This window comes from Mycolicibacter sp. MU0083, from assembly GCF_963378075.1.
GTDB classification, from domain to species: Bacteria; Actinomycetota; Actinomycetes; order Mycobacteriales; family Mycobacteriaceae; genus Mycobacterium; species Mycobacterium kokjensenii.
Genome location: NZ_OY726394.1, coordinates 942387 through 955354, shown reverse-complemented (window position 1 = coordinate 955354; position 12968 = coordinate 942387). Strand labels below are relative to the sequence as shown.

Sequence of the window (12968 nt, the reverse complement as noted above, 5' to 3'; positions counted from 1 at the left end):
GGGCGGTGATGAGCACGACACCGCCTTTCTACGTCACCACCGCGATCAGCTACCCCAACGGCGATCCGCACATCGGTCACGCCTACGAGTACATCGCCACCGACGCGATCGCCCGGTTCCACCGGCTCGACGGGTTCGACGTGCGGTTCCTGACCGGCACCGACGAACACGGGCTGAAGATGGCCGAGACCGCCGCCGCCGAGGGCATCGCCACCGCCGAGCTGGCCCGGCGCAACTCCGATGTCTTCCAGGCGCTGCAGGACAAGCTCAACATCTCCTACGACCGGTTCATCCGCACCACCGACGCCGATCATCTGGAGGCGTCCAAGGCGATCTGGCAGCGCATGGTCGACGCCGGGGACATCTACCTGGATGCCTACTCCGGCTGGTATTCGGTGCGCGACGAGCGGTTCTTCACCGAGGGCGAGACCCGGCTGACCGACGACGGTGCGCGGGTGTCGAACGAGACCGGGGCGCCGGTGACCTGGACCGAGGAGCAGACGTACTTCTTCCGGCTGTCGGCCTACACCGAGCGGCTGCTGGCGCACTACGAGGCCAACCCCGATTTCATCGCACCGGACGTGCGCCGCAACGAGGTGATCAGCTTCGTCTCCGGCGGCCTGCGCGACCTGTCGATCTCCCGCACCTCGTTCGACTGGGGTGTTCCGGTGCCCGGCGACCCCGAGCACGTGATGTACGTCTGGGTGGACGCCCTGACGAACTATCTGACCGGGGTCGGCTACCCCGACACCGACTCGGAGTCCTTCCGCCGCTACTGGCCGGCCGATCTGCACATGATCGGCAAGGACATCATCCGATTCCACACCGTGTACTGGCCGGCGTTTCTGATGTCGGCCGGAATCGAGTTGCCGCGCCGGGTCTTCGCGCACGGATTCCTGCTCAACAGCGGCGAGAAGATGAGCAAGTCGGTGGGCAACGTCATCGACCCGGTCTCCTTCGTCGACACCTACGGCGTCGACCAGGTGCGGTTCTTCCTGCTGCGGGAGATCTCGTTCGGCCAGGACGGCAGCATCTCCGACGAGGCGATCATCGCCCGCATCAACGCCGACCTGGCCAACGAGCTGGGCAACCTGGCGCAGCGTTCCCTGTCGATGGTTGCCCGCAACCTCGGTGGGGTGGTGCCCGAACCGGCCGATCGGACCGGCGGTGACGACGAACTGTTGGCGTTGGCCGACGGGCTGCTGGAGCGGATGCGGGCCGCGTTCGCCACGCAGGCCATGCATGTCGGGCTGGAAGCGATCTGGCAGATGCTGGGGGCGGCCAACCGGTATTTCTCCGCCGAGGAACCGTGGAAGCTGGCCAAGAGCGAATCCCCGGCCGATCGGGCCCGGTTCGGCACCGTCTTGTACACCACGTTGGAGGTGGTCCGGATCGCCGCGCTGCTGCTGCAGCCGGTGATGCCCGACTCGGCGGGCAAACTGCTGGACCTGCTGGGGCAGACCGGCGACCAGCGGATGTTCACCGCCATCGGCACGCGGCTGACGCCGGGGCTGACCCTGCCGGCACCGTCCGGGGTGTTCCCGCGCCACCAGGCCTGAGCCGCCCCCGCACCCAGGGGCGCCCGTGATGTGGGCCACAGGGCGTCACATCCGTGTGCGCCGCGGTGTCTTGAGGTCATCAGCCTCTAGAGACGGGAGCACCTCATGAACCGCATCCAGGTCGTCATCCTCGGCGGCGGCTACGCCGGCACGCTGGCCGCCAACCGGCTGCGCCGGCACCCGGGCGTCGCCGTCACACTGGTCAACCCGCGGCCGGCATTCGTCGAACGGATCCGGCTGCACCAGCAGGTGGCCGGCACCGGTTCGGCCACCGTCGACTACGCCGATCTGCTCGGCGACGGCGTCCGACTGGTGGTCGATTCCGCCACCCGGATCGACGCCGCCGGTCACCGCGTCCTGCTGGCGTCGGGCGCCGCCCTGCGCTACGACTACCTCGTCTATGCGGTGGGCAGCACCGGCGCCGTCACCCCGGCGGTGCCCGGCGCCGCCGAATTCGCCTACCCCATCGGCGAATTGGAGCAGGCGAGCCGGCTGCTGACCCGGATCGGCGAGGTGCCACCGGACGCGCCGGTGACGGTGGTGGGCGGCGGCCTGACCGGAATCGAGACGGCCGCCGAACTGGCCGAGCAGGGTCGCCGCGTCACGCTGGTCTGCGGTGGGACGCTGGCGCCCTCGCTGGGCGTGCCGGGCCGGCGTTCGGTCGCCAAGGCGCTGCGCAGGCTCGGCGTCGCGCTGCGCGAGACCGCGGTGGTCGCACAGGTGCGCGCCGATTCGGTGCTGCTGGCCGACGGCGAGGTGCTGCCCGGCGCGGTGACCATCTGGACGGCGGGCTTCGGCGTCCCGGATCTGGCCTCGGCCAGCGGACTGGCCACCGACGGGCTGGGCCGACTGCGCACCGATGAGACGCTGACCTGCGTCGACAACCCGTGGATCGTGGCGGCCGGGGACGCGGCCTGCCCGTCGGGCCGACCGCTGCGGATGAGCTGCCAGGCCGCGCTGCCGCTGGGCGCCCAGGCCGCCGACACCGTGCTGGCCCGCATCGCCGGGCAGGCACCGGCCGCCCTGGATCAGGGTTTCGTGTCGCAGTGCATCAGCGTGGGCCGTCGGGCCGCCACCCTGCAGTTCGCCCGCCGCGACGACACGCCGGTCCGGGCCTACCTCGGCGGGCGGCTGGCCGCGGTGGCCAAGGAGTCCATCTGCCGCTATACGGTGAAGTGGATTCGGGGCGAGGCGGCCAAGCCGGGCTCGTTCCGCTGGCCCCGGGGCGGCACCCGGCCGTCCGCCGCCGAACAGCAGGCGAGGGTATGAACACCGAACACGCCGACAGGTTCATGCAGCTGCGACCGCTGCTGTTCACCATCGCCTACGAGGTGCTGGGTTCGGCGACCGAAGCCGACGACGTCCTGCAGGACAGCTATCTGCGCTGGGCCGAGGTGGACCTGACGCAGGTCCGCGATGCCAAGGCCTACCTGGCCGCCCTGGTCACCCGCCAGGCGCTCAACGCGCTGCGGGCCGGCGCCCGGCGCCGCGAGGAGTACGTGGGGCCGTGGCTTCCCGAACCGCTGCTGCTGGACGAGCATGATCCCTCGGCCGACGTGGTGCTGGCCGAGTCGGTGTCGATGGCGATGCTGGTGGTGCTCGAGACGCTGCGCCCCGACGAGCGTGCGGTGTTCGTGCTGCGCGAGGTGTTCGGGTTCGGCTACGACGAGATCGGTGCCGCGGTCGGCAAGACCACCGCGGCGGCACGCCAGGTGGCGCATCGGGCCCGCAACCACGTGCAGGCGCGACGCCCGCGCTACACGCCGGTGGATCCCGACGAGAACGCCCGGGTCGCCGCGGAGTTCATGGCCGCGGCCGCCGGCGGCGACCTCGCGACGGTCATGTCGATGCTGGCACCCGACGTGGTCTGGACCGCCGACGGCGGCGGCAAGGTCACCGCGGCGCGGCGGCCGATCGTCGGCGCCGACAACGTCGCCCGGGCGATCATGGCGCTGGTGCGCTCCGGGGGCCGCTACGTCGACCTGCGACTGGAGTTGGGTGTCTGCAACTCGGCGCCGGCGGTGCTGTTCTTCGACGGCGACCGTTTGGCGGGCGTGTTCACCTTCGAGATCGTCGACGGGGTGATCACGCACTTCTACGCGATGCGCAACCCGGACAAGCTGGCCGCGGCGGCCGCCGCCCGGCGGATCGCCCGCACCTGAGCCGTCTGACAAGCTAGTGCCGTGCGGATCGAGCGGCTCGGCGACCTGGGCGCGGCACCGGAGGTGCTGCGTGCGGTCGGTGACGCCACCGATCGATGCGGTCTGCCGCCGCCGGCGGCACTGACCGGCGAGTGGTTCGGTTCCCGGGCGGTCATCGCCCCCAGCGTGGCCGCCGAGCCCATCGGCCCGGACCGGGTGTTCGCCGCCGCGGGCGCGCCCGCCGACGCCCCGACCGGCGCGGTGGGCGGCGGCTGGATCGGCTACCTGTCCTATCCCGATGCCGGCGCCGACGGCCACGGCCCGCGGGTACCCGAGGCGGCCGGCGGGTGGACCGACAGCGTGTTGCGCCAGGACGACGCCGGGCGGTGGTGGTTCGAAAGCCTCTCCGGAGCGCCGATGCCGGGTTGGCTGGCCGACGCGCTGACGACCCCCGCCGCCGCGCGCGGTTGCCGGATCTACTGGGCCACCCCGGACCGGCAGGCGCACCGGGCCGGGGTGCTGGCCTGCCTGGAGGCCATCCGGGCCGGTGAGGTCTACCAGGCCTGCGTGTGCACCCGCTTCACCGGGACCACCACGGGTCGCCCGTTGGACTTCTTCGCCGACGCGGTGGCGCGCACCGGCCCGGCGCGCGCCGCCTACGTCGCGGGGACCTGGGGCGCGGTGGCGTCGTTGTCACCGGAGTTGTTCCTGCGCCGCCGCGGCGCGGTGGTGTCCTCCAGCCCGATCAAGGGCACGCTGCCGCTGGATGCCCGCCCGTCGGCGCTGCGCGCCTCGACCAAGGACGTCGCGGAGAACATCATGATCGTCGACCTGGTCCGCAACGATCTGGGCCGGGTGGCGGTCACCGGATCGGTCACGGTGCCCGAACTGCTCGCGGTGCGGCCCGCGCCCGGAGTGTGGCATCTGGTGTCGACGGTGTCCGCCCGGGTGCCCGAGCAACTGGGCATGGCCGAACTGCTGGACGCCACGTTCCCGCCCGCATCGGTGACCGGAACCCCTAAACACCGTGCCCGCCAACTACTTTCACAGTGGGAACCGTCCCGTCGCGGGATCTACTGCGGCACGGTCGGGTTCGCGTCACCGGTGGCCGGCTGCGAGCTCAACGTCGCGATCCGCACCGTGGAGTTCGATGCCGCCGGGGGCGCGGTGCTCGGGGTCGGCGGCGGCATCACCGCGGACTCCGACGTCGACGCCGAATGGCAGGAGTGCCTGCACAAGGCCGCTTCGATCGTCGGAGCGCATCAGTCCCGGGAGCGCAGCACCGCGTCGTAGAGCTCGCGGCGCGACACCGCGCCGGGCACCTCGGCGATCACCTGCGCGCAGGCGTCCTTGACCCGCATCCCGTCGGCGGCCAGCCGGTTGACCTCGGCGACCAGCGCCGGCAGGTCGGCCCGCGGCACCGCACCGGCCAGCACCACGGTGATCTCCCCCAGCACGCCGTCGACCGCCCAGTCGGCCAGCTCCGCCAGCGTTCCGCGCCGCACCTCCTCGTGGGTCTTGGTCAGCTCCCGGCACACCACCGCGCGCCGCTGCCCGCCGAGTTCGTCGACCGCGTCGCGCAGGCAGTCGGCCAGCCGCCGCGGCGATTCGAAGAACACGCAGGTGCGGCGTTCGTCGGACAGCCCGGCCAGCCAGGCCCGGCGCGCGGACTGCTTGCGCGGAGCGAAACCCTCGAAGCAGAAGCGTTCTGCGGCCAGCCCCGAGATCGCCAGCGCGGTGGTCACCGCCGACGGGCCCGGCAGGCAGCTCACCGGCAGGCCGGCCTCGGCGCACGCCGACACTAGCCGGTAGCCGGGGTCGCTGATCAGCGGCATCCCGGCGTCGCTGACCACCAGCACGGTGGCGCCGGCCGCGATCTCGGCGACCAGGGCGGGCACCCGGGCCGCTTCGTTGGCGTCGAACAGACTGACCACCCGGCCGGCGATCTGCACGTCGAGGGATCTGGCCAGCGTCCGCACCCGCCGGGTGTCCTCGGCGGCCACCACGTCGGCGGTGCGCAAGGCGGTGACCAGTCGCGGGGAGGCGTCGCCGGGCTGCCCCAGCGGGGTGGCACCGAGCAGCAATCGACCATCGGGCATGGCGCACAGCCTACGATCGTTGCTGTGACCGCTCCGCCCACGACGGCCGTGCCGGAGCGCACCGCGCCCATGATCAGCCCGGGATTGCTGGTGCCGGTGGCCGATTTCGGGCCGACCGACCGGGCCCGGGGCTGGGCGGTGACCGCGGCGGTGACCACCCTGGCGGCGATCACCCGGTTCGCGAATCTGTACTCGCCCACCGACGCCGGCACCCCGATCTTCGACGAGAAGCACTACGCCCCGCAGGCCTGGCAGATGCTGCACAACCACGGCGTCGAGGACAACCCGGGCTACGGCCTGGTGGTGCACCCGCCGGTCGGCAAACACCTGATCGCGATCGGTGAGGCGCTGTTCGGCTACAACGGGCTGGGCTGGCGGTTCACCAGTGCACTGCTCGGGGTGCTCGCGATCGCGCTGCTGGTACGCATCGTGCGCCGGATGACCCGCTCCACCCTGGCCGGCGGGATCGCGGGGCTGTTGCTGGTCGGCGACGCGGTCAGCTTCGTGGCCGCCCGCACCGCACTGCTGGATGGTTTCCTGTGTTTCTTCGTGGTGGCCGCGTTCGGGGCGCTGATCGTCGACCGCGACCAGGTGCGGATGCGGATGCACACCGTGTTGACCGAGGGCCGCAGTGGCGTGACGCCGTGGGGACCGCGACTGGGGGTGCGTTGGTGGCGTTTCACCGCCGGCGTGCTGCTGGGGTTGGCGTGCGCCACCAAATGGTCCGGGCTGTATTTCGTGGTGTTCTTCGGCGCGATGTCGCTGGCGTTCGATGTGGCCGCCCGCCGCCAGTACCGGGTCCGTCGGCCCTGGTCGGGGACGCTGTTCCGCGATGTCGGCCCCACCGGCTACGCCATGGTGGTGATCCCGTTCGGGGTGTATCTGGCCTCGTATGCGGCGTGGTTCGCCTCCGAGACCGGTGTGGACCGCCACGAGGTCGGCCAGTCGATCGGGGTGGAGAGCCGGTTCCCGGTGCCCGACGCGCTGCGCTCGCTGTGGCACTACACCTATCAGGCGTATCACTTCCACTCCGGGCTGACCAACGCCGCCGGCAACCACCACCCCTGGGAATCCAAGCCGTGGGCCTGGCCGATGTCGCTGCGTCCGGTGCTGTACGCGATCGACCAGCACGACGTGCCGGGGTGCGGCGCGCAGTCCTGCGTCAAAGCGGTGATGCTGGTGGGCACGCCCGCGATGTGGTGGCTGGCCGTGCCGGTGCTCGGCTACGCGGCGTGGCGCAGCCTGGTCCGCCACGACTGGCGCTACGCCGCCGCACTGGTGGGGTACTGCGCGGGCTGGCTGCCGTGGTTCGCCGGCATCGGTCGGCAGATGTACTTCTTCTACGCGGTGCCGATGGCCCCGTTCCTGGCGATGCTGCTGGCCCTGATCTGCGTGGACATCATCAACGACGGGCGGACCGGCACGTCGGAGCGGTGGGCACTGGGCCTGCTCGCGGTCTCCGGCTACGTCGCGCTGGTGCTGACGAACTTCGCCTGGCTCTACCCGGTTCTGACCGGGGTGCCGATCTCGCCGACCACCTGGCACATGCAGATCTGGCTGCCCAGTTGGTCCTGACACCCTCGACGAATCGAACTGGTGTGCGATAAACTGCGCGGGTGGCGATACCGGTCCAGGAGTCGCTGTTCGACCTCAGCGAACGCCGACAGCTCGGCGATGGCGCCTGGCTCGATGTGCGCCCGGGCTGGATGTCGGAGGAGAGCGCCGATCTGGTCACCGAGTTGCAGACCGCCGTCGCCTGGCGCGCCGAGCGGCGCCGGATGTACGACCGGGTCCTCGATGTACCCCGGCTGGCGAGCTTCCACGACCTGACCACCGGCGACGCCCCGCACCCGACGATCGCGAAACTGCGGCGCCGGCTCAACGACATCTATGCCGGCGAGCTCGGCGAGCCGTTCGCCACGGTGGGCATGTGCCTCTACCGGCACGGCGGCGACAGCGTGGCCTGGCACGGCGACACCCTCGGTCGCGGCGCCACCGAGGACACCATGGTCGCGATCGTCAGCGTCGGCGCCACCCGGACCCTGGCGCTGCGGCCGCGCGGCGGCGGCCCGGCCCTGCGGCTGGCGCTACACCACGGTGATCTGGTGGTGATGGGCGGCTCGTGTCAGCGGACCTGGGAGCACTCGATCCCCAAGACGGCGACACCGACCGGCCCGCGGATCAGCATCCAGTTCCGCCCGCGCGGCGTGCGGTAGCGAATCGGCTAGCCGCGGATCGCTTCCACCGCGGCCACCAGCAACTCACGTGCCCGGGCGGTGTCGACCGGGGCGACGGGCTTGCCGGGCTGCACCAGCGGATTGGCCGTGACGAGCACCTGGTAGGGCCCGAAGTAGGCCGAGTAGTTGTACAGTTCGCCGACCCGGGACTTACCGGCGGTACCGGCCTCCACCACCCGGTGCACGCCGAGGGTCTTCACCCCGTCGATGTGCGGGGCGTCGACCGCCTCGACCAGCCCGCGCATCGAACCGCCGGAGAAACCGATCCGCCGGCAGGTGCGCCCGGGCTCGGAGACCGTCAGCGGCTCGGAGGTCTCCAGGGCGATCGTGATGAACCGGTTGCCCTCGCCCTCGGCGGCGACGGCGGCCATGTTGCCCTGCACGCCCTGGGGAAGTTGCTGGCTGATCGCGAATTTCGAGCAGTCGGCCGGGTCGAAGGTGAGCCCCGGGGGCAGGGAGGTGCCGGCCAGCAGCTTGGGGTCGATGCCGCTGTTGGCGATCGACTTGACCTGGAATTCCGGGCCGAAGGACGCCTTGAGCTCCACCACCTTGCTGATATCGGCGGTCACCTCCGCCGGGCTGGAGCTGCAGGCCGCCACCAGACCGGCGCAACCGATTGCCAGCACCGCACGAAGATTCAACATCGCAGCCAATTTACCCAACCGGCACCGCGACCGGCGGTGGCGGTCACCCGACGGCTTGGATCGCCTGGCGGCCCACCTCTTTGATCGCTGCGGCCAGATCGCGGCCGAACGGTAGCCGGTCCCCGCCCGGTACGTCGAGGACGGTGGTGACGATGCCCGGATCGTCCCGCTCCCAGTGGGCGCCCAGGTGGTCGAGGATGGCGCGCATCGGCGCGTTCTCCGACAGCACTCGCGCGGTGAACTTCTCGATGCCCTCCAATCGCGCGATGACGGCGATCGCCCCCATCAGGAAGGTGCCGATACCGCGGCCCTGATAACTGTCGCCGACGATGAACGCGACCTCGGCGACGGTCGGATTCTCCGGATCCCGGACGAATCGCGCATCGGCGACGAAGGAGCCGTCCGGTTCGGTCACCACCCAGACGAAGTGATCGACGTAGTCCACCTCGAACAGGTAGTGCATCAGCGCCGGGCTGGGGATCCGCGGTGTCATGAACCGCCGGTAGAGGGTCTCACCGGAGAATTCGACGTGGCCGTTGACGGTCCGGGCGCTGTCGCCGGGCAGCACCGGCCGCAGCAACAGTTCGGTGCCCCGGCGATCGCGGATCGGCACCGCGGTGATGTAGGCGGCCAGGCGTTGCCGCGCGATGCGCACCAGCCGGTCCATCACCTCGGGCACCTGCACCATCGCGTCGAAGGCGTGCCCGTCACCGATCCAGCCGGTCAGCGGCGTGGTGGTGGTGACCGTCGCCGTCCGGTGGCCGTGGCGCAGCAGCGCGATCTCACCGACCACCATTCCGGCCGTCACCTCGTTGACCACCACGGTGCCGTCGTCGCCGATATGGCGCACCTCGGCGGTCCCCGACGAGATGAGCAGAAAGGACCGCGCCTGCTCGCCCTGATGCATCAATTCGTCGCCGGCGGCGGCGCGCAGCGGCTCCAGCGCGGCGACCAGCGGGGCCAGGTCCGTCTCCGAGCAGCCGGCGAAGATCTCCATCTCCGCCAGGCCGGCGGAGGGTGCCGTCTCGCCCGGCACCGTGGTAGCCCGGTGCTGCCGCGGTATCACCATGAACTGCTCCACCTTTGTTCGCCAATCAAGGCTAACCGGGGAAACGGGGGCGGTAATGATTTAACAATTACGTAACGGCCAGGATTCGGCGTTCGCGATCTGGGCCGCTAGCCTGTGCCCGCTGACAGCGATACGCGAGGAAGAAGAGATCACACATTATGAGCGAACTGAATCCGAAGCTGCATGACATCTATGACGAGGTTTTGCGCCGCAATCCGGGCGAGGCGGAATTCCACCAAGCCGTCTTCGAGGTGCTCAGCAGCCTCGGCCCCGTGGTGACCAAGCACCCGGAGTATGTCAACAGCGCCGTCATCCGCCGGATGTGCGAGCCCGAGCGTCAGATCATCTTCCGCGTGCCGTGGCTCGACGACAACGGTGACGTGCAGATCAACCGTGGTTTCCGGGTCGAGTTCAACTCGGCGCTGGGCCCCTACAAGGGCGGCCTGCGCTTCCACCCCTCGGTGTACCTGGGCATCGTCAAATTCCTCGGTTTCGAGCAGATCTTCAAGAACTCGCTGACCGGTCTTCCGATCGGCGGCGGCAAGGGCGGATCGGACTTCGACCCCAAGGGCCGCTCCGACAACGAGATCATGCGGTTCTGTCAGTCGTTCATGACCGAGCTCTACCGCCACCTGGGCGAGTACACCGACGTCCCGGCCGGTGACATCGGCGTCGGCGGACGTGAGATCGGTTACCTTTTCGGCCAGTACAAGCGCATCACCAACCGCTACGAGTCGGGGGTGCTGACCGGTAAGGGCCTGAGCTGGGGCGGTTCGCAGGTCCGCACCGAGGCCACCGGCTACGGCGCGGTGTACTTCGCCGACGAGATCCTCAAGACCACCAAGGACTCCTTCGAAGGCAAGCGCGCGGTGGTCTCCGGTTCGGGCAACGTGGCGATCTACGCGATCGAGAAGATCCACCAGCTCGGCGGCACCGTGGTGGCCGCCTCGGACTCGTCGGGCTACATCGTCGACGAGAAGGGCATCGACCTCGAGCTGCTCAAGGAGATCAAGGAAGTCAAGCGCGAGCGGATCGAGGCCTACGCCAAGGCCCGCGGCGGGGCGACCCAGTTCGTCAGCGACGGCTCCATCTGGGACGTGCCGTGTCAGATCGCGATCCCGTCGGCCACCCAGAACGAACTCGACGGTGACCACGCCGCCGCCCTGGCCCGCAACGGCTGCAAGATCGTCGCCGAGGGCGCCAACATGCCGTGCACCCCGGACGCGGTCAAGCTGTTCTCCGAGGCCGGTGTGACGGTCGCGCCGGGTAAGGCGGCCAATGCCGGCGGGGTGGCCACCAGCGGCCTGGAGATGCAGCAGAACGCCTCGCGGGACTCGTGGAGCTTCGAGTACACCGAGCAGCGGCTGGCGGCGATCATGCAGAGCATCCACCACCGCTGCCTGGTCACCGCCGACGAGTACGGCGCCCCCGGCAACTATGTGCTGGGCGCCAACATCGCCGGCTTCATCCAGGTGGCCGACGCGATGACCGCGCTGGGCCTGATTTAGTTTCCCCGTTGACTCTGCGTCCAGGTCGGCGTGCACTCGCACTTTCCCGCCCTGGACGCAGAGTCAACGTCTTTTGCGGCCGGTGTCCGACGTAGCATCGCCGGTATGACTCGGATTCTGCGTGCAGCCGTGTTCGCCGGGACCGTCGCGATCGCGCTGCTCGGCAGCGCACCGGCGCACGCCGACGACGCCAGCTACCTGGCCGCCCTGGACGCCAACGGCGTCTTCCGGTCCGGTCCCCCCAACGCCCGGCTGTCGGCCGGGCACCGGTTCTGCAACCAGTTGCGCAGCGGCGCCACCGTCGACCAGGTGGTGGACGCCTACGTCCGTCGGCCGTCGTTCGGCGGGCCGTCCATGGTCGACGACCTGACGGTCAACCTGCGCCCGGTGATCGATATCGCCCAGCACGAACTCTGCCCCGACACCCTGGGCTGACGTCCGGCGCGCGGCGCTGGGGCCGGCAGCTCAGCCGGTCAGCATCCGGTATTGCGCGGCGACCTGCTGTTGTGCGCTGTTCAACTGTTGCGCAACGGATTTGATGACGTAACGGTCCACCGCGGCAAAGCACCGGTGCCGGACGACCAATCCGCCGGTATCGCTGAGGCAGTGACCGGACGGCAAGCCCGGCACAGCCGGACCGGGCCGGGCCGCACCACCGGCGGCGACGAGGTCGGCGAGTCGGTCGGCCAACCGGCGAGCCCGGTCGGGATCGCCGGCCCGGTACACGCTGTCTCCCGCGTTGACGACGGCGTCGACCCCGGCGTCGGCCAGGGCTTCCGCGACGTCGATCGGGTGGTCTTCGAGGTGCACGGCGCCCCGCTGATCGAAGGTGGTGTTCGCCAACCCACCACCGACGGTCGGCAACGGCAAGGTCCGGGCCAGCAGTCCCGCCGGGTCCAGCGACAACTCGGCCAGGTGTGTCGGGTCGGTGGGCGTGAAGTCTTCCAGGAGCGGGATCTGCAGGTCCAGGGCACGACCGGCGAACTCGGCCGCCCGGTCGGGCCCCTCGGCGGAGCGCGCCACCTCGACCAGCACGAAACGTCCGTGCGCGGTGATCGCGGTCAGCTCCCGAACCTCGACGCCGTCGACGATGTGGGTGAGCACCGCCCCGGTGCTGTCGGGATGCCCGGGGATCGGGACCGCACGTACCGGTTCGGTCGGGACGGGCGAGTAGAACTCGATCGACATGCGCCCGTCCATCGCGGTCTGCGACATGCCCTCGGCGACTGCGGTCGCGGCCTCGGCGGTCGCGAAAAGCAGCACCGTATTGCGCAGTGCGGTCGGGTCACCGGGATCGGTGACGTGCCGGTCGGCGCTGAAGGCGACCAGGAAGGGATGCCCGTGGACCGGTGCGGCAAGCGTCGGCCAGAGCACCGCTCCCAGATGCTTGGGTTCGGTGACGATCGCGGCCGGCCCCGCACTGCCGTCGACGAACCGGGGGTCGACCTGCCACGGGCCGACGACATGGCCGGCCAGGCGCTGCCCCTCGGCGCGACGTCCCGCGTCCTCGGTTCCGGCGGTGCCCCACGTCGGCGCCGGCGTGGTCGGATACGTCCCGGTGTCCAGTGCGCGCAGGTCCACCGAATCGGGCGGCGCCGCGGCCGGGACGGCCGTCCCGGTCACCGCATGACCGCACCCGGTCAGCGCCAGCACGCACAGCGCCACCCAGGTGGGGCGCCTACCGCATCGCACGGGGGCCAATGTAGCCGAC

The 12968-nt window shown here is 70.5% G+C and carries 12 protein-coding genes; 8 read left to right on the top strand and 4 right to left on the bottom strand.

From position 1 onward, the window contains the following. Positions 1 to 8 precede the first annotated feature (8 nt). The 4 genes from metG (at position 9) to RCP38_RS04495 (ending at position 4993) form a co-directional block, all read left to right on the top strand. Positions 9 to 1559 (top strand): methionine--tRNA ligase, encoded by a 1551-nt coding sequence (metG, locus tag RCP38_RS04510; RefSeq protein ID WP_308475810.1) that lies wholly within the window; start codon positions 9 to 11, stop codon positions 1557 to 1559. Between the two features lie 105 nt (positions 1560 to 1664). Further along, entirely contained in the window at positions 1665 to 2828 is a 1164-nt protein-coding gene (locus RCP38_RS04505) for an NAD(P)/FAD-dependent oxidoreductase (protein ID WP_308475809.1), read from the top strand. Next, positions 2825 to 3721, top strand: coding sequence for an RNA polymerase sigma-70 factor (locus RCP38_RS04500; RefSeq protein ID WP_308475808.1), 897 nt, complete (start codon positions 2825 to 2827; stop codon positions 3719 to 3721). Before RCP38_RS04505 ends, RCP38_RS04500 begins: the two co-directional genes overlap by 4 nt. 21 nt (positions 3722 to 3742) lie before the next feature. After that, positions 3743 to 4993, top strand: a complete 1251-nt coding sequence (locus tag RCP38_RS04495; protein ID WP_308475807.1) for an aminodeoxychorismate synthase component I — start codon at positions 3743 to 3745, stop codon at positions 4991 to 4993. On the opposite strand, the gene rsmI is transcribed toward RCP38_RS04495, so the two are convergent. Then, entirely contained in the window at positions 4963 to 5799 is an 837-nt protein-coding gene (gene rsmI, locus RCP38_RS04490; RefSeq protein ID WP_308475806.1) for a 16S rRNA (cytidine(1402)-2'-O)-methyltransferase, read from the bottom strand. The two genes, RCP38_RS04495 and rsmI, sit on opposite strands and share 31 nt — an antisense overlap. A 69-nt stretch (positions 5800 to 5868) precedes the next feature. On the opposite strand from rsmI, the gene RCP38_RS04485 reads away from it, so the two are divergent. Together RCP38_RS04485 and RCP38_RS04480 are read left to right on the top strand one after the other, a co-directional pair. Beyond that, positions 5869 to 7374, top strand: coding sequence for a dolichyl-phosphate-mannose--protein mannosyltransferase (locus RCP38_RS04485; protein WP_308477057.1), 1506 nt, complete (start codon positions 5869 to 5871; stop codon positions 7372 to 7374). Positions 7375 to 7415: 41 nt separating this feature from the next. After that, complete coding sequence (locus tag RCP38_RS04480) at positions 7416 to 8015, top strand: alpha-ketoglutarate-dependent dioxygenase AlkB (RefSeq protein ID WP_308475805.1); 600 nt, start codon at positions 7416 to 7418, stop codon at positions 8013 to 8015. An 8-nt stretch (positions 8016 to 8023) separates the two neighbouring features. Here the strand turns inward: RCP38_RS04480 and RCP38_RS04475 are convergent, their stop codons facing one another. Both RCP38_RS04475 and RCP38_RS04470 read right to left on the bottom strand, forming a co-directional pair. Next, on the bottom strand, positions 8024 to 8680 hold the full coding sequence (locus RCP38_RS04475; RefSeq protein WP_308475804.1) for a DUF5642 family protein: 657 nt from the start codon (positions 8678 to 8680) through the stop codon (positions 8024 to 8026). Positions 8681 to 8723: 43 nt separating this feature from the next. Then, complete coding sequence (locus RCP38_RS04470; RefSeq protein ID WP_308477056.1) at positions 8724 to 9677, bottom strand: GNAT family N-acetyltransferase; 954 nt, start codon at positions 9675 to 9677, stop codon at positions 8724 to 8726. A 230-nt stretch (positions 9678 to 9907) separates the two neighbouring features. Here RCP38_RS04470 and gdhA point away from each other — a divergent pair, with 230 nt between their 5' ends. Next, entirely contained in the window at positions 9908 to 11257 is a 1350-nt protein-coding gene (gene gdhA / locus RCP38_RS04465) for an NADP-specific glutamate dehydrogenase (protein WP_308475803.1), read from the top strand. A 105-nt stretch (positions 11258 to 11362) separates the two neighbouring features. Further along, the gene (locus RCP38_RS04460; RefSeq protein ID WP_308475802.1) at positions 11363 to 11692 is read left to right on the top strand and encodes a DUF732 domain-containing protein; all 330 of its coding nucleotides are present in this window, start codon (positions 11363 to 11365) and stop codon (positions 11690 to 11692) included. Between the two features lie 30 nt (positions 11693 to 11722). On the opposite strand, the gene RCP38_RS04455 is transcribed toward RCP38_RS04460, so the two are convergent. After that, positions 11723 to 12949: a DUF7373 family lipoprotein gene (locus RCP38_RS04455; protein WP_308475801.1), complete on the bottom strand. Its 1227-nt coding sequence runs from the start codon at positions 12947 to 12949 to the stop codon at positions 11723 to 11725. Between the last annotated feature and the right edge of the window lie 19 nt (positions 12950 to 12968).

Coding starts and splice junctions, on each gene's coding strand:
- metG (WP_308475810.1), top strand. CDS start 9: ATGAGCACGACACCGCCTTTCTACGTCACCACCGCGATCAGCTACCCC.
- RCP38_RS04505 (WP_308475809.1), top strand. CDS start 1,665: ATGAACCGCATCCAGGTCGTCATCCTCGGCGGCGGCTACGCCGGCACG.
- RCP38_RS04500 (WP_308475808.1), top strand. CDS start 2,825: ATGAACACCGAACACGCCGACAGGTTCATGCAGCTGCGACCGCTGCTG.
- rsmI (WP_308475806.1), bottom strand. CDS start 5,799: ATGCCCGATGGTCGATTGCTGCTCGGTGCCACCCCGCTGGGGCAGCCC.
- RCP38_RS04485 (WP_308477057.1), top strand. CDS start 5,869: ATGATCAGCCCGGGATTGCTGGTGCCGGTGGCCGATTTCGGGCCGACC.
- RCP38_RS04475 (WP_308475804.1), bottom strand. CDS start 8,680: ATGTTGAATCTTCGTGCGGTGCTGGCAATCGGTTGCGCCGGTCTGGTG.
- RCP38_RS04470 (WP_308477056.1), bottom strand. CDS start 9,677: ATGGAGATCTTCGCCGGCTGCTCGGAGACGGACCTGGCCCCGCTGGTC.
- gdhA (WP_308475803.1), top strand. CDS start 9,908: ATGAGCGAACTGAATCCGAAGCTGCATGACATCTATGACGAGGTTTTG.
- RCP38_RS04460 (WP_308475802.1), top strand. CDS start 11,363: ATGACTCGGATTCTGCGTGCAGCCGTGTTCGCCGGGACCGTCGCGATC.